The sequence below is a fragment of the Campylobacter sp. IFREMER_LSEM_CL2256 genome, from assembly GCF_025771645.1.
Lineage (GTDB): Bacteria > Campylobacterota > Campylobacteria > Campylobacterales > Campylobacteraceae > Campylobacter_D.
The window spans coordinates 64,129-87,173 of record NZ_JAKMQQ010000004.1; the positions used below are offsets into that span (position 1 = coordinate 64,129).

General features: G+C 30.5%; 31 protein-coding genes. 4 read left to right on the forward strand and 27 right to left on the reverse strand.

Annotated elements, in window-relative coordinates; translation table 11 throughout:
- Nucleotides 1-53: 53 nt before the first annotated feature.
- The 8 genes from mreC to L8U00_RS02945 form a co-directional block, all read right to left on the reverse strand.
- Nucleotides 54-797 (reverse strand): rod shape-determining protein MreC, encoded by a 744-nt coding sequence (gene mreC / locus L8U00_RS02910; RefSeq protein ID WP_214116643.1) that lies wholly within the window; start codon nt 795-797, stop codon nt 54-56.
- Nucleotides 787-1,824, reverse strand: a complete 1,038-nt coding sequence (locus L8U00_RS02915) for a rod shape-determining protein (RefSeq protein ID WP_012662095.1) — start codon at nt 1,822-1,824, stop codon at nt 787-789. The genes mreC and L8U00_RS02915 overlap by 11 nt, the downstream gene beginning before the upstream one ends.
- A gap of 2 nt (nt 1,825-1,826) precedes the next feature.
- Nucleotides 1,827-3,056, reverse strand: coding sequence for an ATP-dependent Clp protease ATP-binding subunit ClpX (gene clpX / locus L8U00_RS02920; protein ID WP_039619273.1), 1,230 nt, complete (start codon nt 3,054-3,056; stop codon nt 1,827-1,829).
- Nucleotides 3,049-3,840, reverse strand: coding sequence for an acyl-ACP--UDP-N-acetylglucosamine O-acyltransferase (lpxA, locus tag L8U00_RS02925; protein WP_257942047.1), 792 nt, complete (start codon nt 3,838-3,840; stop codon nt 3,049-3,051). The genes clpX and lpxA overlap by 8 nt, the downstream gene beginning before the upstream one ends.
- Nucleotides 3,840-4,280, reverse strand: coding sequence for a 3-hydroxyacyl-ACP dehydratase FabZ (fabZ, locus tag L8U00_RS02930; RefSeq protein WP_039619275.1), 441 nt, complete (start codon nt 4,278-4,280; stop codon nt 3,840-3,842). The genes lpxA and fabZ overlap by 1 nt, the downstream gene beginning before the upstream one ends.
- Nucleotides 4,281-4,348: 68 nt before the next feature.
- Nucleotides 4,349-5,422, reverse strand: a complete 1,074-nt coding sequence (locus L8U00_RS02935; protein WP_263682465.1) for an epoxyqueuosine reductase QueH — start codon at nt 5,420-5,422, stop codon at nt 4,349-4,351.
- Nucleotides 5,416-5,877, reverse strand: a complete 462-nt coding sequence (gene bcp / locus L8U00_RS02940; RefSeq protein ID WP_263682466.1) for a thioredoxin-dependent thiol peroxidase — start codon at nt 5,875-5,877, stop codon at nt 5,416-5,418. The genes L8U00_RS02935 and bcp overlap by 7 nt, the downstream gene beginning before the upstream one ends.
- Nucleotides 5,874-6,080 (reverse strand): tautomerase family protein, encoded by a 207-nt coding sequence (locus L8U00_RS02945; protein WP_263706753.1) that lies wholly within the window; start codon nt 6,078-6,080, stop codon nt 5,874-5,876. Before L8U00_RS02945 ends, bcp begins: the two co-directional genes overlap by 4 nt.
- 97 nt (nt 6,081-6,177) lie before the next feature.
- On the opposite strand from L8U00_RS02945, the gene ilvE reads away from it, so the two are divergent.
- From ilvE to L8U00_RS02965, 4 genes are read left to right on the forward strand one after another with little or no spacing between them, the layout of a single operon-like run.
- Nucleotides 6,178-7,092 carry a branched-chain-amino-acid transaminase gene (gene ilvE / locus L8U00_RS02950; protein ID WP_012662102.1) on the forward strand — a complete coding sequence of 305 codons (915 nt, stop codon included), beginning with the start codon at nt 6,178-6,180 and terminating at the stop codon, nt 7,090-7,092.
- Between the two features lie 12 nt (nt 7,093-7,104).
- Nucleotides 7,105-8,175 (forward strand): prohibitin family protein, encoded by a 1,071-nt coding sequence (locus L8U00_RS02955; protein WP_263706757.1) that lies wholly within the window; start codon nt 7,105-7,107, stop codon nt 8,173-8,175.
- Between the two features lie 17 nt (nt 8,176-8,192).
- On the forward strand, nt 8,193-8,729 hold the full coding sequence (locus L8U00_RS02960; RefSeq protein WP_263708460.1) for a DUF2393 domain-containing protein: 537 nt from the start codon (nt 8,193-8,195) through the stop codon (nt 8,727-8,729).
- Nucleotides 8,729-9,259 (forward strand): DUF2393 domain-containing protein, encoded by a 531-nt coding sequence (locus tag L8U00_RS02965; RefSeq protein ID WP_263663889.1) that lies wholly within the window; start codon nt 8,729-8,731, stop codon nt 9,257-9,259. The genes L8U00_RS02960 and L8U00_RS02965 overlap by 1 nt, the downstream gene beginning before the upstream one ends.
- Nucleotides 9,260-9,262: 3 nt before the next feature.
- On the opposite strand, the gene purF is transcribed toward L8U00_RS02965, so the two are convergent.
- From purF to moaA, 19 genes are all read right to left on the reverse strand, one after another.
- Complete coding sequence (gene purF, locus L8U00_RS02970) at nt 9,263-10,603, reverse strand: amidophosphoribosyltransferase (RefSeq protein ID WP_263708461.1); 1,341 nt, start codon at nt 10,601-10,603, stop codon at nt 9,263-9,265.
- On the reverse strand, nt 10,604-11,332 hold the full coding sequence (dapB, locus tag L8U00_RS02975) for a 4-hydroxy-tetrahydrodipicolinate reductase (protein ID WP_263708462.1): 729 nt from the start codon (nt 11,330-11,332) through the stop codon (nt 10,604-10,606).
- Nucleotides 11,333-11,402: 70 nt separating this feature from the next.
- A complete protein-coding gene (locus tag L8U00_RS02980; protein ID WP_070255351.1) occupies nt 11,403-11,702 on the reverse strand; it encodes a PepSY-like domain-containing protein in 300 nt (99 codons plus the stop codon).
- 64 nt (nt 11,703-11,766) lie between these two features.
- Nucleotides 11,767-12,705 (reverse strand): thioredoxin-disulfide reductase, encoded by a 939-nt coding sequence (gene trxB / locus L8U00_RS02985; RefSeq protein WP_149062791.1) that lies wholly within the window; start codon nt 12,703-12,705, stop codon nt 11,767-11,769.
- 118 nt (nt 12,706-12,823) lie between these two features.
- The gene (gene trxA / locus L8U00_RS02990; RefSeq protein ID WP_012662110.1) at nt 12,824-13,138 is read right to left on the reverse strand and encodes a thioredoxin; all 315 of its coding nucleotides are present in this window, start codon (nt 13,136-13,138) and stop codon (nt 12,824-12,826) included.
- A 51-nt stretch (nt 13,139-13,189) separates the two neighbouring features.
- Complete coding sequence (locus L8U00_RS02995) at nt 13,190-13,528, reverse strand: YraN family protein (protein ID WP_220555475.1); 339 nt, start codon at nt 13,526-13,528, stop codon at nt 13,190-13,192.
- Nucleotides 13,529-14,782 carry a homoserine dehydrogenase gene (locus L8U00_RS03000; protein WP_263708463.1) on the reverse strand — a complete coding sequence of 418 codons (1,254 nt, stop codon included), beginning with the start codon at nt 14,780-14,782 and terminating at the stop codon, nt 13,529-13,531.
- Nucleotide 14,783: 1 nt separating this feature from the next.
- Nucleotides 14,784-15,986 (reverse strand): LL-diaminopimelate aminotransferase, encoded by a 1,203-nt coding sequence (locus L8U00_RS03005; protein ID WP_263708464.1) that lies wholly within the window; start codon nt 15,984-15,986, stop codon nt 14,784-14,786.
- A gap of 12 nt (nt 15,987-15,998) precedes the next feature.
- Nucleotides 15,999-16,805 carry a hypothetical protein gene (locus L8U00_RS03010; protein WP_263663884.1) on the reverse strand — a complete coding sequence of 269 codons (807 nt, stop codon included), beginning with the start codon at nt 16,803-16,805 and terminating at the stop codon, nt 15,999-16,001.
- Nucleotides 16,799-17,677 (reverse strand): hypothetical protein, encoded by an 879-nt coding sequence (locus L8U00_RS03015; protein ID WP_263708465.1) that lies wholly within the window; start codon nt 17,675-17,677, stop codon nt 16,799-16,801. Before L8U00_RS03015 ends, L8U00_RS03010 begins: the two co-directional genes overlap by 7 nt.
- The gene (rlmB, locus tag L8U00_RS03020; protein ID WP_263663882.1) at nt 17,670-18,350 is read right to left on the reverse strand and encodes a 23S rRNA (guanosine(2251)-2'-O)-methyltransferase RlmB; all 681 of its coding nucleotides are present in this window, start codon (nt 18,348-18,350) and stop codon (nt 17,670-17,672) included. The genes L8U00_RS03015 and rlmB overlap by 8 nt, the downstream gene beginning before the upstream one ends.
- Before the next feature lie 19 nt (nt 18,351-18,369).
- A complete protein-coding gene (rsmI, locus tag L8U00_RS03025) occupies nt 18,370-19,188 on the reverse strand; it encodes a 16S rRNA (cytidine(1402)-2'-O)-methyltransferase (protein WP_263708466.1) in 819 nt (272 codons plus the stop codon).
- Nucleotides 19,188-19,388: a 50S ribosomal protein L31 gene (gene rpmE / locus L8U00_RS03030; RefSeq protein WP_012662118.1), complete on the reverse strand. Its 201-nt coding sequence runs from the start codon at nt 19,386-19,388 to the stop codon at nt 19,188-19,190. The genes rsmI and rpmE overlap by 1 nt, the downstream gene beginning before the upstream one ends.
- 77 nt (nt 19,389-19,465) lie before the next feature.
- Nucleotides 19,466-20,128 (reverse strand): 16S rRNA (uracil(1498)-N(3))-methyltransferase, encoded by a 663-nt coding sequence (locus tag L8U00_RS03035; protein WP_173776935.1) that lies wholly within the window; start codon nt 20,126-20,128, stop codon nt 19,466-19,468.
- A complete protein-coding gene (locus tag L8U00_RS03040) occupies nt 20,128-20,538 on the reverse strand; it encodes a hypothetical protein (protein WP_039668881.1) in 411 nt (136 codons plus the stop codon). Before L8U00_RS03040 ends, L8U00_RS03035 begins: the two co-directional genes overlap by 1 nt.
- A complete protein-coding gene (locus L8U00_RS03045) occupies nt 20,538-20,738 on the reverse strand; it encodes a hypothetical protein (protein WP_074692355.1) in 201 nt (66 codons plus the stop codon). The genes L8U00_RS03040 and L8U00_RS03045 overlap by 1 nt, the downstream gene beginning before the upstream one ends.
- Nucleotides 20,738-21,322: a 6-pyruvoyl trahydropterin synthase family protein gene (locus L8U00_RS03050; RefSeq protein WP_074692352.1), complete on the reverse strand. Its 585-nt coding sequence runs from the start codon at nt 21,320-21,322 to the stop codon at nt 20,738-20,740. Before L8U00_RS03050 ends, L8U00_RS03045 begins: the two co-directional genes overlap by 1 nt.
- The gene (locus L8U00_RS03055; protein ID WP_074692349.1) at nt 21,319-22,068 is read right to left on the reverse strand and encodes a 7-carboxy-7-deazaguanine synthase QueE; all 750 of its coding nucleotides are present in this window, start codon (nt 22,066-22,068) and stop codon (nt 21,319-21,321) included. Before L8U00_RS03055 ends, L8U00_RS03050 begins: the two co-directional genes overlap by 4 nt.
- Nucleotides 22,068-23,036, reverse strand: a complete 969-nt coding sequence (gene moaA, locus L8U00_RS03060; protein WP_173776936.1) for a GTP 3',8-cyclase MoaA — start codon at nt 23,034-23,036, stop codon at nt 22,068-22,070. The genes L8U00_RS03055 and moaA overlap by 1 nt, the downstream gene beginning before the upstream one ends.
- Nucleotides 23,037-23,045: the final 9 nt, after the last annotated feature.

Genomic DNA, 23,045 nt, shown 5'->3' on the forward strand with positions numbered 1-23,045 from the left:
TAATATTTAATTCTAAATAATAATTTATATTAATTAAAATAAATAATTTTTTACTATAAATTTTCTACCATATAAAAATAGCTTGGTACTTTCATCTTAGCATAGGGTTTAACATAAGCATTTTGATAAGCACCCTCTTCTTCTATTTTAAAAATTTCTCCCACCGGAATTCCTGAAAAGAAAATCTCATCTAAGCCACTTGTATAAACCTTATCACCCATTTTAAGCTCAAGCCATTTAGGGATATATTTAACTAAAACATAATCATTTCTCCCATGAGCTATACCTGGTGCTTGTTCTTTACCTATATAAACAGAAAAAATACATTCTTCATCACCTTGCAAAAGCCCCAAGGCTCTTCCATTTTTTTCTATGACTATGCCTGCTGTATAGCCATTATAAATTAAACCTTTGATTTTTCCTTTATAATCAACATCAAGCCAAACCTTATGATAATCACTAATTTGCGCATAAGAAGTTGCCTTAACTAAACTCACATTAGGATAATAAAAACTTGAGTTTTTATCGCTTAAAATATTATTTAGCTCATTAGCAAAGTTTTTCATGTAGATATTATTTTTTTCAAGCTCAGCATTTCTTTCTCTTAAAGTTCTAATTTCTTCAGCTTGATTAAAATGTTCGTTGAATTTGTTTTTCAAAAGATCAATACTTTGAGAAAATTGATTAACAATAGCAATATTTAAATCTAAAACATTTCGTTTTATTACATCTCCATAATAAAACGAAATAAATACTAAAAAAGATAATATTAAAACGCTAAGAATTTTACTCTTCATTCGTTAGCTGGTGTAATAATGAAATTTCTTCTAAAGCTTTACCTGTACCTTTTGCAACTGCTAAAAGTGGCTCATCAGCTACATATACTGGAAGTTTTACAATTTCAGATAAATATTTATCAAGCCCGCGTATTAAAGCTCCACCTCCTGTTAAAACAACACCATTTTCAACAATATCAGCTGCAAGATCAGGCGGCATCATTTCAAGAACGATTTTTAAAGCATCAGCGATTTCTTTTAAATGTTCGCGCATAGCTTCTCTTACATCTTCACTTGTTAGTTCGATTCTATTTAACAAGCCTGTTACTTGATCACGCCCTTTAACCACCATAGAAAGCTCTTTTGGAAGCTGAACTGCTGAACCAATAGCGATTTTAATTTCCTCGCCAGTTCTTTCACCTATGACAAGATTGTATTTTTCTTTTACATAATTTACTATACTAGTATCAAGTTTATCGCCGGCTGTGCGGATAGATTTTGAAATCACAAGTCCACCTAAAGAAGTAACGCCAATCTCAGTTGTACCACCACCAATATCTACCACCAAGCTCCCTTGAGGCTCTCTAATAGGTAAATTTGCACCAATAGCTGCTGCCATAGGCTCTTCTATCAAAAATACTTCTCTAGCGCCCGCACTTAAAGCACTTTCTCTAACTGCTTTTCTTTCAACTTGAGTTAAACCATAAGGTACTGAAATGATAATTCTAGGTCTTAAAAAAGATTTTCTTCTATGAGTTTTTTCTATAAAATAACGGATCATTTTTTCAGTCATATCAAAATCAGCAATCACACCATCTTTCATAGGACGGATTGCTTCGATATTACCTGGGGTTTTTCCTACCATTTCCTTAGCTTCTTTTCCAACAGCTAAAATTTTAACCCTACCATATCTTTCACGCTCTACTGCAACAACTGAAGGTTCATCAATTACTATACCTTTATCTTTTACCAAAACTAAAGTATTTGCAGTACCTAAGTCAATCCCCATATCACTTGAAAAAAATCCAATTATTTGATCTAAAATCATTCTCAGCCTTTAACTTTTTTATTTTTTATAAATAAAGGTTTTGCACCTTCTTTGATTACCTCTTTGGTAATTACTATACTATATCCATTATACTCTGGCAAATCAAACATCAAATCTACCATCATCTCTTCAATAATACTTCTTAAACCTCTAGCCCCTGTTTTACGCTCCAATGAAAGCTTAGCAATCTCTCTTAGTGCTTCATCTTCAAATTTTAATTCCACATTATCAATAGCAAAAAGTTTTTGATATTGTTTAATAATGGCATTTTTTGGCTCTGTTAAAATACGCACCATGCTTTCTTCATCAAGCTCTTCTAAAGAAGCAAGCACATGCAATCTTCCTATAAGTTCAGGGATAAGCCCAAAATGCACTAAATCATCAGGTTCTAATCTTTGAAGTAAAGCTTCTTTTTCATCTTTTTTATCATCAGTAAAAAAGCCCATGACATTATCACCTAGTTTTCTTTTAATGATATCACTAATACCATCAAAAGCTCCACCACACACAAATAAAATATTAGTCGTATCTATTTGTATAAAATCTTGATTTGGGTGTTTTCTACCACCTTTTGGTGGGATATTTACTAAAGATCCTTCTATGATTTTAAGTAAAGCTTGTTGCACACCCTCACCGCTCACATCTCTTGTAATGGAGCGATTTTCACCCATCCTTGCGATTTTATCTATCTCATCGATAAATATAATCCCTTTTTGAGCTCTTTGCACATCTCCATCAGCAGCTTGCAAAAGACGAGTAAGGATATTTTCAACATCTTCTCCTACATAACCTGCTTCAGTTAAAGAAGTCGCATCGCAAATTGCAATAGGCACATCTAAAAATCTAGCTAAAGTCTGTGCTAGTAAAGTTTTTCCACTTCCTGTTGGACCTACTAATAAAATATTTGATTTTGCTAATTCTGTATCATCATCTTCTAAGTCAGATCTAAAAAGTCTTTTGTAGTGATTATACACCCCTACACTAAAGATTTTTTTAGCCCTATCTTGCCCGATGACATATTTATCTAAATATGCTTTTAATTCTTTAGGGGTTATGTCTTTAAAATTTTCTTTATCAACTTCTTTATTTTTTAGCTCTTTTTCCTCTCCAAAGAAAATATTACAAGCACTTTCAGCACAATACTCACATATAAAGGCATTATTATAATCATTTACTAAAATTCTTCTTTCACTTGTTTCTATTTCATTGCAAAAACTACATCTTTTAACCATGGTTTTTTTCCTTATATATAGGAATTCCTCTTTTTGTTTCTAAGATAAAATTACACATTTTTTTAACATTTTCACTAGAAGTACTTTCTAATAAATTCAAAGCATTATCTTTTAAATTTCCTTGTCTGAATAAAAATTTAAAAGCCTTGCTTAAAACATCCACTTCTTCTTTGTCAAAACGTCTTCTAATGCCTACTAAATTCAAGCTTCTAATGCTTGCGCGATTTCCCTCAGCCAAACAAAATGGCACCACATCTTGAGAAAGTGCGCTAGCACCTGCTATCATACACCCTTCTCCTACTTTTACAAATTGATGTATTGGAGTAAGCCCACCTACTACAGTATAATCTCCAAGTTCTACATGGCCTGCTAAAGTAGCATTATTTGCTAAGATGATATGATCTCCTAAAGTACAATCATGCGCAATATGAGAATAAGCCATGATAAAAGCATTATCACCTATCCTTGTAAAGCCATCGCCTTTAGCTGTACCTGAGTTAATAGTAACAAATTCTCTAATAACCGCATTCTTTCCTATGATAACACCTGAGCTTATCTCATCTTTATAAGATATATCTTGCGGGATATCTCCAACTATAGCATAAGAAAACACTTTTGAATTCTCACCTATAGTTACATTAGGTAAAATTCTTGCACCCTGTTTGATGATGGTATTTGCGCCTATGTTAGCATTTTTACCAACATAAGCATAAGCTTCTACTACAACATCATCTGCTATAATAGCTCCATCTTCTATAACTGCACTTGGATGAATTTTGCTCATCATTTATCTACTATCATGGCTTTAAGTTCAGCTTCTGCAACTAATTGTCCATCTACAAAAGCTTTTCCTTGGAAAATCCACATATTTCCACGATTTTTTACTACACTCATTTCATAATCAAGTCTATCACCTGGACGCACTGGATTTCTAAATTTTGCATTATCAATACCCGTAAAATATACTACCTTAGTGCTTGGATCTACTTTATCATCCATACTTTCAAATGCTAAAACCCCTCCAGTTTGTGCCATACCTTCTAAAATTAACACACCCGGATAAATTGGATGATCTGGAAAATGTCCCATAAAAACATGATCGCTTATACTAATATTTTTATAACCTCTAACAACTTCTTTGTTTTTTAATTCTACGATTTTATCTACAAGTAAAAATGGATACCTATGTGGTAAAATTTTTTGAATTTGCATTACATCTATCATAAATTTAGCCTTAAAATATATTCAAAATTCAGATTTTACAAAAAAAATATTAATAAATTAATTAAGTTTTATAACTTCACAATCTTTTCTTTGCTATCAAAATAAATTTCACTTTTTGCCATAAATTCATAAGCACCTTTAATAATATTTTCAACAATAATCACCGGTGAAAGATCATAAGCACCAAAATGCTTTTGTCTTATTTTGATTTCTTGCTCTATTTTTAAAGGATTTTGTAAAAAATCTTCGTAATTTTTAAATCGCATTTTACATAAGCTATTAAAATAATCAAAACTCCATAAATTAATCTCATCCTTTGCACTTTTATAATGCTTTAAACCCTCATCTAAAACACTAAATTTAGTGTAAGAATTTTTAAAATGTGAGTAAAATAAAACATGAGTTCTTATAGCTTGCTTGTTTTGTTTTATCAAAGCCCTTAACAAGCGATAATTTAAAAATTTCTCTCTTTGAATTTCAAATTTAATGCCCTTTTTTTCTAAATTTTTTACTTGGTTGTAGAATTTAATTTTTTCTTCTATACTTGAAGGCAATATTTGTTTATTAATAGGACTCATCAGCTCATCTATAAAGGCTTTTTGACCTTTTTGCTTAGAAAGCGCATAAATACATCCGCAATAATTTTGATGATAAAGCATATCTTGCTTTGCTAGGGCAAATTGTCTTTGCGTGCCTCCATTTTTTCTAAAATCAGGCGCTAAAAACTCTATGCCAAATTTATCACATTCTTTTTGTAATGCTAATTTTAGTTGCTCTAGGTCTTTTTTAGGAGATGTTAAAAGAGTTGTTGTAAGTTTTTTTTCTCCTATTTTTTGAGCAAATTCAACACTTTTATGCATTCTAAAATCAAAACAAATTTGACATCTTGCACCTTTTTCAGGCTCATCCTCATAGCCCTTTACACTCTCAAGCCATTTTTCATACTCATATTCACCCTTATAAAGTTTAATACCTAATTTATCACAACTGCGTTTAACATCTAAAAATCTAAGTTCATGCTCACTATATGGATGGATGTTTGGGTCATAAAAATACCCGATGATTTTTTCTTCAGGATAGGCTTTGCTTAATTCTTGTATAAAATAATGACTATCCACGCTACAACAAATATGAACTAACATAATTCTTTTAACACCTTAAAAGCATGATCTTTAGCTTTTACATTTTTATAAATTTTTGCGATATTTCCTTCCTCATTAATTACAAAAGTAGATCTTATAAGCCCTTCATACTCTTTTCCATAATTTTTCTTTAAACCCCAAGCACCATAAAGTTTGCAAATTTCTTTTTCGCTATCACTTAACAAAGTGTGCTTTAAATCATATTTTTTTATGAAATTTTCATGTGATTTCACACTATCTGGACTAATACCTATAATCACAGCATTTTGCCCTAAAAAATCTTCATAATTTTGACTAAATTCACAAGCTTGTGTAGTACAACCTGGGGTATTATCTTTTGGATAAAAATACAAAATAATTTTTTTACCCAAAAAATCACTTAGAGAAATTTTAACCCCATCTTGATTTAAAAGTTCAAAAACTGGGGCTTTATCGCCAATTTGCAATTCTTTCATTTTTTACCTTTCAATCTTAATTTTTCTACACTTTCACCACCAAAAGCAATATTATATGGCTCAATATCTTCTAGCATTATGACTATATTTTGCTTTGGTTTATTATATTTTGTATGCAAAAGCTCTGTAATATCTGCTATTAACTCTTCTTTTTGTACTTTGCTAAATTCTGGTTTAGCGAGTTTGATACTAATAATAGGCATTGTTTTTCCTTGCTTTAAATAAAGAATTTTACTATATTCTAGCAATTATTAGTATATTTTTGATAAAATTAGTTTTATTTTCAATAAAGGCTTACTCATGATTAGGGCAAAAAAAATTTGGATGGATGGAAAAATCATTGATTTTGATGATGCAAAAATTCATGTTTTGACACATTCATTACATTATGCAAATGCAGTTTTTGAAGGAACAAGAGCTTATAAAACACAAAATGGTTTAGCAATTTTTAGATTAAAAGAACATACCAAAAGACTTTTAGAGTCTGCAAAAATCACTTTAATCAACTCACCTTTTTCTCAAGAAGAACTTGAAAATGCACAAGTTGAACTTTTAAGAGCAAATGATTTTCAAAATAACACTTATTTGCGCCCATTGATCTTTTTGGGTGATGGAACTATGGGAGTTTATCATGCTAAAGCTCCTGTTAGAGTAGCTATTGCTGCTTGGGAATGGGGTGCTTATTTGGGCGAAGAAGGCTTAGAAAAAGGTATTAAGGTTAAAATTTCTTCTTTTGCTAGAAATAGCGTAAAATCTAGCCTAGGTAAAGCCAAAGCAAGTGCAAATTATTTAAATTCTCAAATGGCTAAATATGAAGCTATAGAAGCAGGATATGAAGAAGCTTTAATGCTTGATGAAGAAGGTTTTGTAGCAGAAGGGACAGGCGAGTGCTTTTTTATGGTTAAAGACGGGAAATTAATCACCCCGCCAAATGATTTTTCATTAAAAAGTATTACCCAAGATACTGTTTTAAAAATTGCACATGATTTGGGCATAAGCGTAGTGCGCCAAAGAATTTCAAGAGATGAAGTTTATGTGGCCGATGAAGCATTTTTTACAGGAACTGCAGCAGAAATAACCCCAATAAATAATATTGATGCAAGAATTATAGGAAATGGAAAAAGAGGTGAGCTAACAACAAAGCTCCAAAATGCGTATTTTGATATAGTTTATGGACGCAATGAAAAATACGCTTCTATGCTAACTTATATTTAACAAAGGAACTAAATGCCAGCTGATTTGAATGATTATTTTAATAAAAAAAACAATCAAAACAATAATAAGCAAAATTTAAATTTCAAAGCCCCAGAATTTAATTTCAAAGGTTTTGGAAAATTTTCTCCATTAATTTATAGTGCGATTGCAATTGTTTTAGTCTTTGCGCTTTTTAAACCTTTTGCAATAGTTAATTCAGGGGAAATGGGAATCAAGTCTACCACGGGTAAATACAGCCCTACTCCGCTTGAACCAGGACTTCATTTTTTTATGCCAGTATTACAAAAAATCACTATAATAGATACTAGAGTAAGACAAATTAATTATGCTTCTATTGAAGGCGTAAATGAAAATTTACAAATAGGCTCAGGTGTTGTAAATAAAAATAGCATCTCTGTACTTGATTCAAGAGGTTTGCCTGTGTCTATTGATGTAACCGTTCAATATAGATTAAATCCTTTACAAGTTCCTCAAACCATAGCTACTTGGGGGCTTAATTGGGAAAATAAAATCATTGATCCGGTGGTAAGAGATGTGGTAAGAAATGTGGTAGGTCAATATACCGCAGAAGAGCTTCCAACAAATCGTAACACCATAGCCGTGCAAATTGATCAAGGCATTAGAAAAACCATAGAAAGTCAACCAAATGAACCTGCTGAGCTTCAAGCAGTTCAACTTAGAGAGATTATCTTGCCTATAAAAGTAAAAGAGCAAATTGAAAGAGTACAAATTGCTAAACAAGAGGCTGAAAGAACCAAATACGAAGTAGAAAGAGCTAATCAAGAAGCACTTAAAAAAGCAGCTTTAGCTGAAGGGGAAGCAAATGCAACCATAATTAGTGCTAAAGGTAGAGCAAGTGCAGTTAAAATAGAAGCTGATGCACAAGCGTATTCAAATAGAGAAATAGCAAAAAGTTTAAATAATCCTTTGCTTGATTTAAAACAAATTGAAACTCAAAAGCAGTTTAACGAGGCACTTAAGGTTAATAAAGATGCCAAAATTTTCTTAACACCTGGTGGAGCTGTGCCAAATATTTGGGTTGATAGCAAAGATAGTAAAAGAACAAGCTCAGTAGCAAATTAAAAACTAAAGAAGTGATAATGAACGTCCAACACATTCGAGAGCAAATGATTTTTTATACTACTCATTTGCACTTAATAGATTTTTTATTAATGGCCTTGGTTATATTTTTTTTCATTATCACTTTATTTTTAGCTTTAATCATTAGAAACAAGCCTGCTTTTGCTTTTACAATTATTTTTTTAGGAATTTTATGTTCAGCAGGTATCGCTTATTTAGGATATTTTTTAATTGATACTAAAGTTAGATCAAGAATAACCAGCTTAGATAATGCTCAATTTTTTGTATACGATAACTCACTCAGCGTTGATTATAGCTTAACAAATACTTCTAAAAAAAGCTTTAGATACTGCAAATTAAAAGTAGAAGTTTTTAAGAAAAGTGATGATAATAGTACTTTTAAAAATTTAATACATACTATAAAACCTCTAAGAAGCAAATCAACAATGATAGAAAAAACAATAAATCCACAACAAACTATTAATTTAAAAACCAAATTTTCCGATTTTAAAGAAGGTCAAAATTTTGACATTGAGATTAGTTCAAAGTGTTTTTAATGGGATATTTTACATTTTTTCATATTTTAATCATTGTTATTATGTTAGCTTCTACAGGTTTAACTTGGGTTTTGCTTTACTTAAAAGTTCAAAATAAAAAATATATGATTATTTTTTGCATAGTGAGTTTTATACTAGCATTAATTTTAACCATTTCATTACTATTAACTATAGATCAATATACCAAAAAAGCAAGTTTGAGTAATTTTTCAACCTACAGACGCTTAGCAACAGAAAGTATTATTGTAAAAGGTAGAGTAACTAATGATACTAATTTTAAAATTTCTGAATGCTTTTTAGAACTTAGGATAATTGATGATAACAAAAAACATGAGGTAAGTGGTGAAATCTTTAATCAACAAAATTTTGATAGCATAAAAAGAGCAAATCAAGAACAAAGAGATGCTTCATATAATATCAATATTGCAAAAAATTTACCAGGGCATACTTATAAAGATTTTTCATTTGAAGTGGGATTACCGCCTCATTTTCAAAGCTATAAGGTATTTAAACAATTAAAATGCAGATAAGGATTATTTAATAAAATAATCCCCATCAAAACTAATTAAAGAGTATTTTCTTTCATTGCCTATACTTGAAACTAGTTCATTAATATCCAAAAAAGTCAAGCTATCTGCACCTGTATACTCTCTAACCTCTTCAACGCTTTTATTAGCTGAGATTAATTCTTCAAAGGTAGGTGTATCTATACCATAAATATCAGGAAATTTAATTTCTGGACATGCAATCGCTAAATGGATTTTTCTTGCACCTGCTTGTTTTAAAAGTGCAATGATTTTTTTAGAAGTTGTTCCTCTTACCACACTATCATCAATCACCACTATATCTTTGCCTTCTAAGACTTTTTTCATAGGATTGAGTTTTAATTTTACCTTCAAATTTCTCATTTCTTGAGTTGGCTCTATGAAAGTTCTTCCAACATAGTGATTTCTCACTATTGCCATTTCAAGTGGGATTTTTAAATATTGCGCAAAACCTATAGCAGCACTTACACCACTATCTGGAACTGGCACTACAAAATCTACTTTTTCTTTAAATTTTTTAGCCAAGGCTTCGCCCATTTTTTTACGCACTTCATATACGCTTTTACCTTCTATAATACTATCAGGTCTAGCAAAATAAATATACTCAAATGCACAAATTCTTGGGTCTGTCTTATCAAATACTTGAATGCTTTCAAACTCATAACTACCTTGAGTAAAAATCAACATCTCACCTGGTTTTACATCGCGGATAAATTCAGCCTCTATCAAATCAAAAGCGCAAGTTTCACTCGCTACAATATACCCACCATCTTTTAATCTACCCAAAGATAAAGGTCTAACCCCATAAGGATCTCTTACGACAAAAAGTTGATTTTTACTAGCAAGCATAAAGCAATACGCTCCCTTGCTTTGAGTCAAGCTTTCTATAAATCTATCTTTTAAAGTTTCTTTTTTACTTTTTGCTATTAAATGTACCACATTTTCTGTATCCATATTAGAATGAAAAATAGCCCCGTTGTTAATCAGTTCTTTTCTAACTTCTTCTTTATTAATCAAATTTCCATTATGCACTAAAGAAATATCACCCAAAGAACAAGTAGCTGCAACAGGTTGGGCATCATGCAAAGAAGAATTTCCTGCAGTAGAATAACGATTATGTCCTATGGCTATCTCGCCTTTTAATCCTGCTAGAATTTGTGTATTAAAAATTTGCCCTACTTCACCTTTAGCTTTGTGTGTTTTGATACTCAAACCATCACTTACGCTAATCCCACTTGCCTCTTGTCCACGGTGCTGCATAGCAAACAAGGCATAGTAAGCCACAGTGCTTGCATTTTTTGAATTAATTACTCCAACTACTGCACACATTTAAATTCCTAAACAATCATCTATATCATATAAGCCATTTTCTTGAGAAACTAACCATTTTGCACATTTTATCGCACCTTTTGCAAAAGTAGCTCTTGAAGTAGCCGTATGATTTAATTCTATAAATTCACCTTCATTGTAAAAACCAACCCTATGTGAACCTACTATATCACCGCCTCTTAAACTCATCACTGCGATTTCATCTTTACTTCTTTGTCCAATAATCCCATCTCTACCGCTTACTCTGACCTTTTCTAAGTCTAAATTTCTAGCCTTAGCAACATTTTGTGCTAAAGTCATTGCGGTACCACTTGGAGCATCTTTTTTCTTATTATGGTGCATTTCAAGTATTTCTATATCAAAATCTCTCAAAGTCTCACTAGCTAAATAAGAAAGCTTTTTTAAAATCGCCACACCCAAAGACATATTAGTTGCATAAAGAATAGGCATAGTAATACTTGCGCTTTGCATTAACTCATTTTGCTTAGCATCTAAACCTGTAGTACCTATCACCAAAGGCTTGGGATTACTTCTTGCATATAAAAGCAAATCCTCACAACCCTTTGGAGTAGAAAAATCAATAATTACATCACATTTATTAAAAAAATCTTCATAATTTGATCCTTGATCAAAAAACGCACTAGCCTTTGCCTGCTCATCATCTTCTAGGCAAAGTCTTATTTGAGTACCCATACGCCCATTACTTCCATGGATTCCAATATTAATCATTTTAAATCTGCCTTTTTAGAATTTGGAAAATTGTAGCGTTTATTTATTTAAAAGCAAATAACGCTTTTAATTAATCATCCCATTTTTGCCCTAAAAAATTTCCATTTCTATCAAAAAACATTTCCATATTATTACTTAGTTTAATTTCATAACCAAATTCTTCCCAATCCACATCTACAATAAAAGCTCCAGGAAAAGAACTTTGAATTTTATCCATAATAGGTTTAGAAAGCCCATAATAATTTTGCGCATAAGGATTATGCTGAGGCATATGAGGCATATTTTGTTGATATGAATTAGTATTTTGTTGTGTAATATTTGCACTAGCCATTAGCGCTAAAGTTGTACTTAGAATTAGTATTTTTTTCATTTTAGATTCTCCTTGATTTTTTATAGGAGAATCTTAATTAATTTTTGTGAAATTTATGTGAAGATTAATGCAAATTTTCAATATATGCTAAAGCACTAAGTGCTGCTACTGCTCCATCACCTGCTGCACATATTACTTGTTTTGGAGCATCTTTTCTTAAATCACCTGCTGCAAACAACCCTGCTATATTAGTTTGCATTTTAAGATCAACACTCACTTGACCACCTTCTTCCATAGCACATAAAAACTCACCATTTTCTTGTTTTAAGATTTCATTTCTCACGTTCAATCCAACAAAAGTAAAAATTCCAGGCACATCAAGATCTCTTTTAGAGCCATCATTAAATGCTATTTTTACCTTATTAACACCCATATTATCACCACAAACCTCATCAACTACTGCATTTGTGATTAATTCTATTTTATCATTATTTCTTACTTTTTCTACCGTTGAAGGCGCTGCTCTAAACTCATCTCTTCTATGGATTAAATATACTTTTGAGCAAATATTAGCTAGATACAATGCCTCTTCTAAGGCTGTATCTCCTCCACCTAAAACAGCTACTTCTTTATTTTTATAAAAAAATCCATCGCAAGTTGCACAAGTACTTACACCTTTGCCAAAAAATTCATCCTCGCCTTTAAAACCTGCACGACGTGGAGTAGAACCTGTACAAACAATAACAGCCTTTGCTTGTTCGACTTTACCATTTTCTAATTTGATATTAAAACTACCATCAGTATTTTTGCTAATTTGTTCTACACCTATCATTTCATGTTTTAAACCAAAACGCATACATTGTTCATTCCATGGAGCCATAAAAGAAATTCCATCTAAAACTTGTGCAACTCCAGGATAATTTTCAATTTCTGAACTTGAAGTTATTTGCCCACCTGGTGTACCTTTTTCAAACATTACAACATTTTTTAATCCGCCTCTAGTAGCATATAATCCCGCACTTAAACCAGCAGGGCCACCGCCTATAATAGCTAAATCTAACATCATTGTTTTCCTTGTGATTTATTTCAGAGATATTATACAAATTTTTCTTTAATTATAAATAATAAAAATTATTAAATAGTAAAAAATATGAAGAAAAGCCACTAAAAGTGGCTTGAGATTATAAAAGTGAGTTTAGTTTATCTGCTAAAACTTGTTTTGATTGAGCACCAACCAATTGATCAACCACTTCACCATCTTTAAAGAAAAAGATAGTTGGAATAGATCTTACACCAAATTGCGCAGCTAAATCACCTTGCTCTTCTGTATTTACTTTACAAATTTTAGCCTTGCCATCAAAATCATTTGCAAGCTCATCAATTACCGGTGCAAGCATTCTACAAGGTCCGCACCATGGAGCCCAAAAATCTACTAAAGCTACGCCTTCTTTTGCTTGTGCAAAATTTTCTGCAGTTAAATCAATATATTTTCCCATGTTATCTCCTTTAATTTTTTAAGATTTTATTAGATTAAAATAAACATTCTCTTAATAACTAATGTTTTCTAAAAGTTTTATATCATCTTTATACACGCAAAGTAAATCTAATTGAAAATTTTCATTACTTTTGTGTTTCATAAAGTAATACTCTATGGTTTTAATAATTTTGTTAAATTTTTTGCCATCTAGTCTATAGGCTACTTCATAATTTCCTTGTGTACTTTTAACTTCAATAAAATGTAAAATTTTATCTTTTTTAGCAATAATATCAATTTCTCCAAATTTAGAATGAAAATTTCTTTCTAAAATTTCAAAATCTTTATTTTTAAGATATTCACATGCTATATCTTCACCTTTTATACCAAAAAGATACTGTGATAAAGCCATTTAATCTTCTATTCTCATCATAAAAACATCATCTTTAACAAATTCTTGTTCTTTAAGTTTTTGAGTTAAAATTTGTATATTTTTTTCATAAGTTTGATGAGTAATAAAAAATAAAGTACTACAATCTTGCTTTTCTTTTTTTGGCTTTTGCAAAAAAGTATCGATTGAAATTTGATGTTCGCTCATTAATTGTGTAATTTTTGATAAAACACCTATTTTATCTAATACCTTTAATCTTAGATAATACCTTGTATAAATTTCATCCTTATTTAAAAGCTTATAAGAAGTATCATTTAAATATCCAAAAATAGCACTATTTTTTTCTTTTCTTGCTATATCGATTAAATCTGCTACAACAGCACTTGCAGTTGCCTTACCACCTGCTCCTGGACCATAGTATAAACTTTCGCCCAAAATATCCCCATCTATACTGATAGCATTCATCACCCCATCAACTTTTGCTAACATTTTATCTTTATTTAACATAACAGGATGAACCCTTAATTCTATTTTTTCATCTTTTATTTTAGCAATACCTAAATGTTTTATGGTGTACTCAAATTCCTTTGCAAAATAAATATCCTCATCGCTTACCTTACTAATACCCTCAATCAAGATATCCTCAGGTTTTACTCTTAGTCCATAAGCAATATTTGCTAAAATTAAAAGCTTGTGCGCAGCATCAAATCCTTCTATATCAAAAGTAGGATCAGCTTCAGCATATCCTAAATCTTGGGCTTTTTTTAATACCTCTTGAAATTTGGCATTATCTTCTGCCATCTTGCTTAAAATATAATTACTTGTGCCATTTAAAATGCCTTTGATAGAAACGATATTATTGGCACTCAAACCCTCTTTTAAAATTTTAATAATAGGAATTCCACCCGCTACACTTGCCTCATAACCAAAAGCTGTATCTTGTGCTAATTTTTCAAGCTCATAACGATGATAAGCAAGTAAAGCTTTATTAGCAGTTACTACTGATTTTTTTCTTTTTAAAATTTTTGAAATTATTTCAAAAGGTAAATCAATACCACCCATTAACTCCACAAATACATCAATATCTTCACACTCTAAAACCTCATCAATATCATTAACCACAGGAATCAATGCATTTGGTTTTGGATTTCTTGCTAAAGCAATTACCGGAATAATTTCTTCATCACATCTTGCTTTAATTAAATCTTGATTTTTTAACAAAGTTTCTACAACAGCACTTCCTACAGTGCCATAGCCTAAAATCGCTATTTTCATTTTATTCTCTTAAGTATTTTTTGGTATTTCTTGCTGCTTGACGAATACGGTTTTCATTTTCTATTAAAGCTATTCTAACATACTCATTACCCGCTTCACCAAAGCCAACTCCAGGACTTACTGCTACATTTGCTTTTTGTAAAAGCTGCTTAGAAAATTCCATACTACCAAGATGAGCCTTGCTTTGAGGGAGTTTTGCCCAAACAAACATACTTGCATTAGGCTTTTTTAATTCCCATCCTGCTTGACAAAATGATTCTAGTAAGACTTCCAATCTTTTTGCATAAGTTGCCTTAATCTCTTCAACACAAGTTTGATCTCCATCTAAAGCTACAGTAGCAGCAACTTGTATAGGCGTATACATACCATAATCAAACCAAGATTTGATCTTTTTCAAAGCCGCAATTAAGCGTTTATTACCCACCACAAAACCTACACGCCAACCTGCCATGTTGTAAGATTTTGAAAGTGTATAGGTTTCTACTGCTACATCTTTAGCACCTTCAACCTCAAAAATCGAAGGAGTTTTATAAGAGCCAAAAGTTAAGTCCGCATAAGCAATATCAGAAATAATATAAAATCTTTCTTTTTTTGCCATAGCAACCAATCTCTCATAAAAACTTTTTTCCACTGTAACTGTTGTAGGATTATGCGGAAAATTTACCACTACATATTTTGGACGCGGAATACTTTCATGCAGTGTTTTTTGTAAATTTTCAAAAAAAGTATTTTCGTTTAATTCATAATTTTCATTAAAATCAAAATTCATAGTTGCTACATTACCACCTGCTATGATAAAAGCTTGAGTATGTATAGGATAAGCAGGCGTAGGCACAATAGCTACATCTCCTGGGTTAATAACAGCTCTTGCTAAATTTACAAAGCCTTCTTTAGAGCCCATCGTTGCAACTACTTCACTTTCAGGATCTAAATCAACATCATATTTTCTTTTATACCAATTACAAATTGCAAGTCTTAGTTTATAAATTCCACTCGAAGCAGAATACCCTGAAGTTTTGTCTTTATTTGCACTTTCGCAAAGCTTGTCTATAATATGTTGAGGAGTTTTGCCATCAGGATTTCCCATAGAAAAATCTATTATATCCTCCCCTGCTCTTCTTGCTGCCATTTTAATCGCATTAACTTCAGCAAAAACATAATTTGGAAGTCTTTCTATGGTATTAAAATGAATTTCTTCAAACATCGTCCGTCCTTTTTAGCGTCTTAAGTAAATTTTTAAACCCCTTTTTATATTATCAAGGCTAAACATATCTCCTATAATAGCATATTTTGCGCCCAATGGTATATTTACATTTACTTCATTTTGCTTATGTGTATTTTCTACACCTTGTATAAAATTCAAGTTTTTATCTAAAAATTGAATTTTGCAAAACCAAGAATCAAGATTGTGCGCACTAAGCTCCATACTTTTTGCACCTTGCAAATCAATAATATATTCTCTTAAAGGTTTGTTTAATTGAGTAATAGTATTTAATGGAATTTGAGTATTGACTTTAGGTTTTGCTTTTGAAAAATCTAGCTCATATTCATAATTTAATTCTGAAATTTTATAAATATCCTTAATAAAAACAGAACTACCCAACAAAGCCTTATAAAAAACTCCTGGATCAAGCATATACTGAGAATCTACGGCTAACTTATATGTGATATAGTTTTCCCTTAAAGTTAATTCAGTTGGTATAAAATAAATATAACCTAGTTCATTTAAAGTATCATTGATTGTTTTAAAAAACAAAACAGAATCAGCTTGGGCTTTAAAACTAAAAGTTAAAGTTTTTGGCTCATTTAATATAAAATTTGCCAAAGAATTGGTTTTTAAAATTTGAGAAATAGTGTAAATATCTACATTTCCACGCTCATCTTTATAATCATTTCTTGCAAACAAAAGTTCCAATTGTGCATCTTTAGAATTATCATTAACAATATGCTTAGCAACTTCTAAAGCACTTAGCGCAAAAGCATTAAGAGCAAAAAAAATGGAAAATATTAAAATTCTTACCATAATTTTCCTCTATTTTCTTTTATAAACTCAGCTTTTGTAATTTGTTTGATTTTACCATCTTTAATCATTAAAAACTTAGACACACCATTTTTAAACTCTAAAGTATTATTATTCTCATCATTTAAACTAAAAGCAGCATGACCCGTAGTAATAAGCATATCTTTATCTAAAGATAAAGTATAATCATTTTTAATAGTCAAAGAACTTTTTCTAAAAGTTTTTAAATCCACCATACCAAGCCAAAGCTCAGCGCTTGGTTTTATAATACTTTCTTTAAGCAAAACCATATTTTCTTCAGGCATATTTAGACTAGTATTACCCTCTAATGTTTCTTCTATGGTATTATTACTCTCATCTATTGGTTCTAAAATAGCACTTGTGTTTGTTTCATTGTTTTCTGTGGTTTCATCAGCAAAAAAATTAAGAACTGGAGTTTCATTCTCATCAACTTTTTCTTCTAAGATAATTTGTTCTTGATTTAGCACATTAGTAGTATTTTCATCTAGTGTGGAACTTTGGAAAAATCTTGAAACACCCCAAGCTAAAGCCACTATCAAAAGCACTACTACTATAATCACAATATACCATACACTTGAGCTTTCTTTGGTATATGAGTTCATTCTAGGAGCAATATGCACATGATTTTTTTTCTCAATATCATTTTCTTCTAAATAGGCATGATATTCTTCTAAAAAGCTAGAAAAATCAAGCTCATATTCTCTTTGTAAAATTTTGATAAAACCATTTATATTAAAACGAGATAAAGACTTAAAATCTTTTTTAATAATATATTCAAGACAAGTTATTTCTATTTGTGTTCTTTTTTGAACTTCTAATAAATTTAAATCTTCTAATTTTTTCCAACTATCCATTTTTCATCCTATCGCAAAGTATTGCAAATGCTGCACTAACATTTAAACTATCAAAATCATTGTGCATTTTTATCCCTACACATTCATCGCATTTTTTAAGCACCTTTGGTGCTATACCAAAACCCTCACTTCCCATAATCAAAACTTTTTTATTTTTGGCCTTGATAGTATGTATATCACTACCTCCGCTTGCACTAGCATAGATATAAAAACCTTTTTGTTTTAATTCATTTATCATGCTTAAAATATCATCATTTAAAACTATTTTCATATCTAAAGCCGCGCCACTACTTGCACGAATAACTCCATCCATAGCCACACTTTTAGCTACCAAAATAATCCCATCAGCACCCAAAGCATAAGCACTACGCACGATAGCGCCTATATTTCCAACATCGCTAATATTATATAAAATAACTATAAAATCTTTTTCTTTTAAACTCTCAAAAGAGCTAAATTCAAAATCATCAATTTCCATTAAAAAACCTTGATGATTTCCACCTCTTGCCAAACTTTGCGCGGCCTTAAAATCAAGTTTTTTAATTTTTTTTGATGCCTTTGCTATTTTTGAAAAATCAGCTTTTTCACATTCTTTTGCTAAATAAATTTCTTTAATTTTTTCTTTGTGCTTTTCTAAGATATAAAAAAACACTTGCTTACCATAAACTATCATTTTTAAATAATAACCAAATTCAACTTAAAAGCAGTTTTTGATAATTTTCTTTTGGAGATTTCGCATTGATTTTTGAAAGAAGCTTTGCCTTTGTTTTTAAAGGCAAATCAAGTTCATAAATATCTTGCTCACACAAGGTATTTTGGTGAAATTGCTTTTCTTTAGCACTTACGACTACACACCATTCACCACGCAAGTCCATTGTTTTTAATTTTTCTAAAGCTTCTAAGGCATTTGCTCTAAATTTGGCTTCAAATTTCTTTGTTGCTTCTTTTATGATAAAAATTTCTCTTAAAGGATCAATTTTGCTAATTTCTTCTACTAAATTAAATATCCTAGTGGGTGCTTCATAGACTATACTAGGATAAGGATTAAGCATTAAATTTTCAATATCTTTTTGTCTTTGAGGATTTTTATTAGCCAAAAAACCCATAAAAATAAATTCTTTTTTACAAAATGCACTTGAAACTAATGCAAGTAAAGCAGCATTTGACCCTGCCAAGACTTCATAATTAATATTATTTTTAATGGCATATTCAATTAAAAATTGCCCCGGATCGCTAATACCTGGCATACCCGCATCACTCAAATATGCAACATCTTGTTTAAAAAAATCATCATCTATTTTTGCTAAAAAATCTTTTTCATTATGGGTATGTAAGGCTAGATATTTATCAGGTTTTATTTCTAAATTAAATTTTTCATTAAGGAGATGAACTAAGGATTTGCAAACTCTCGTATCTTCGCATAAAAAGAGTTTGCATTTTTGTAAAATTTCTAAAGAATGAAAAGAAATATCGTTTAAATTTCCTATGGGCGTAGGAATAAAATATAACATTATTGCATTGCGTATTTTTTCTTAAATTTCTCTACACGACCCGCAGCATCTACGATTTTTTCACTACCCGTAAAAAATGGATGGCAGCTTGAGCAAATATCAACTTTAATTTCTGGTTTATTTGACTTAGTAGTAAAAGAATTTCCACAAGCACAACTAACTTTGCATTCTACATATTCTGGGTGAATTTCTTTTTTCATTGTTTATCCTTTTTCAAAACATTAAGGCGTAATTATATAAATTTTTATATAAAAAATAGCTAAATTTAAGCGTGTTTTTAAATTATGAATTTTGAAGCAACCCCTATTAAAGCTGTTTGCGCTTTAAGTATAAAATCAGCCTGTAATTTTGCTTTTTTTACATTCTCCCCTCTTTCTTTTTGCGAAAATCCACCTTCAGCGCCTATTAAAAACACATGCTCACTAGGTTCAAATCTCATCAAATCTTCACCTTCAAAGTCTATTAAAACAATATTTTTATAAACTTGCTGAAATTTTTTAAAATCACCAAAGCTTTCAAGCTCCATTAAAGAGGCACGACCGCATTGCTGGGATGATTCTATAAGAATCTTTTCCATTCTTTTAAAATCTAATTTAAAATTCTTTTGTGAATAATCCATATACACAAAAGAAAGCTTTGCTACTCCAAGCTCATTTAAAAAAGGTAAGGTTTTTTCTATAATCTTTGGATCAATCACTGCTAAAGCTAAATGTAAATGCGTTTTTAATTCTTGTTTTTCTTCTTTTTTATCAAGTAAATTTAATGCACATGAGCGTCTAGAAAACTCTATGCATTCGTAAGTATAAGCAAAAAAATCTTTTAAATTTTTTAATATGATTTTATCGCCTACTTTAATTCTTCTAGCTTTTAAATGCAAGAAAGCTTCATTTTCTAGCTCTAAATTTAAAGCACCACTTTGTGGGTGATATAAAAATCGCATTAAAAATAAAACCTTTGAAGCAAATAAGGCACAAAAAGTAAAAATATACCCGAACACAAAATAAAAAAGCTTAAAAATCTAAATTTAGCATAACGTTTGAACAATCTTGCTTTTTTAAATAAAACAAATTGATAAATAGCCAAAGCAAAGATAAAAATCCAACAAAACCACATAGAAAGCATGTATAAATTTAGCTCAAAATGCTTTAAAGCCCAAAGCAAACTTCCTGTAAAAAGTGTAATTGCTAAAAATAAATAATAAATTGGCAAAAATAGGCGAATTCTTTTTATAAAAATAAACTCTTGCGAAAAACTACTTTGAGTTAAATACAAATAAAACAACATTAAAAAGCCATTTGCGTATAAACTATATACATGCAATGCTAAAAAAAACTCATAACTTTGATCCATCACTGTCCTTGTGTGTTATTTTCATCTTTGATATCATCATCTACAGGTATAGGAAGCGTATCATCATCTATAATAACATTAGAATCACTTTGCTCAATTTGAACTTGCTCAGTCTGCACCTCTTTTTTTACGTTTGTATCTTCTTGACTTGAGCAAGCAATAAAAAACAACAATGGCACAATCAATAAAACCTTTTTCATCATACCTCCTTTTGATTGACAAAAACAAAATTTGAATCTTGAAGTTTTTTAAAAAAATCTTTATCTTTCCATTCATCGCTTATAGCTTGTGAAAATTCAATATCTGTTAGATTTATCTTTGGCAAAAACTCACTATAAGCATCTTCTCTAAAACCTTGTGCATAGCCTGTTCTTGTTTCATGCACAATAATACTTTTTAAGCTAACACCTTGCTCGCCATTGACCATCTTAGTCTTTAAAAGCAAAGTATCTATCAGTACAAAAAATATGCGTACAAAATTTTCTGCACTTACATTCACAGGTAAACTTACCCATCTTTGTGAGTGTTTTTTCATATCTTCTAAATAAACTTTATCATCATCTTTAAAAAGCGTAATAGCATGGTCAAAACTATCAATAATTTGTTTTATCTCATCTTTTAACAAACCAAAATCATATACCATTCCCGCATTGTCAAGGTATTTACTCTCAAGTAAAATTTCTACCTTATAAGAGTGTCCATGTATGCTTGTTTTACATCGCTTGGAGCTACAAAATCTAACAATATGAGCATTTTCAAATTCAAACATTTTTCTAATAATCATACGCCTTCTTTATCTCCCCAAATTCTAATATGCAATCTATCGGAGTAATTATATCCATTTTTTATACAAAATTCAGCAACGCTTAAGGCATTTTTAGAAATTTCTTCTTCACTTGACCCCATAGGCATGCAAAATACCTCATTTTCACAAATTTGTAAAATTTCATTAATTTCGCCTAAGGCTTTACTTTCTTGTAAAAAATCCTTATCTAAAACAAATTTATAAAAACTATCTTTAGCATAATATTTAAAAGCTTTCAATGCTTTTTCATTAATCCTTTTTTCTTTTTTTACACCACTATTGCTAAGCTTTACACCCAAAGCAAAATAACATTTTTTATACAAAGGATATTTTTCAAAATCAATTTCAATGCTTGCATTGGTTTCAAAATGCACTTTAAAGTCATTTTCTAAAAGCAAATTTATAAAACACAAAAAATCTTTATTTTGATAATTTAATAAAGGCTCACCACCGGTAATGACAACTATAACTTTGCGTGAATTTGCTAACTTTAAAACCTCATCAAAAAGCTTTGCTGAAGTATAGGCTTTATAACAAGTTTTAAATTCTTTGGTAAAAACAGCTCTTATAGTATCACAGCCCAAAAGTATTTTAGAATCTTTTTCTTTTTTTACTCCAAAGCCTATACAGTTAAAATTACACCCAGCAAACCTTACAAATACAGCTAAATTTCCACTATATTTTCCCTCACCCTGCAAGCTTAAAAAAGTTTCAACAACTTCCATTATCCACCTGTTTGATAAAAGGCTCTTGTAGAACTTTGATTAGCCTCATTTTCAGCCCATCTATTTTTTTCTGATTTATTTTTTATCACGGTTTTTAAAACCTCACAAGCACCTGCTATGTCTTTATTGCGTATAGCTTTTTTAATGCTTAAAGCCTCATCATAATACAAACAAGGTATTAAAAGCCCTTCAGCTGAAAGTCTTATACGGTTGCAACTATCACAAAAATCATGGCTATGTGGATCAATAATGCCAAACTCATACCCATCTTCAAGCTCATAAATAGTCGCAGGTGCATTTGGACTTTTTTGTCCTTGTTTAAAAGAATATTTTTGAGTAATAATATTTAAAATTTCTGCTGATTTTAAGCCTTTTAAATCTCCATAAGCATGATAATTTTCCATAAATTCTATAAAGCGAATTTGGCTTTTGCGTGCTTTGGCAAATTCTAAAAGATCGATAAATTCACTATCATTAATCCCTTTAAGAGCTACGGTGTTAAATTTAATATTAAAGCCTAATTCTAAAGCCTCATTAATACCATTTAATACATCTTTAAGTATATTTTTTTGGGCTAACTTAAAAGCCACTTCTTCTTTTAAGGTATCTAAAGAGATATTAATTCTTTTTAAACCTGCCTGTCTTAAATCTTTTGCTTGTTGTTTTAACAAAGAAGCATTAGTAGTAAGTGCTAAGTCTATATCCTGCTTATACTCACTAATCATAGCAATAAATTTATGCAAATCTTTTCTTACTAAAGGCTCACCACCTGTAATACGAATTTTTTTAACGCCTTCATCAATGCAAACTTTAACAAACATAAAAAGTTCTTCAAATGATAAAAGATTTTCCTTAGCATTCCATTCAAATGGAGTTTTTGGCATACAATAAAGGCAACGAAAATTACATCTTTGTGTTACTGAAATTCTTAAATAATCAATCACTCTTCCATAACTATCTACCAACATCAAAGGCCT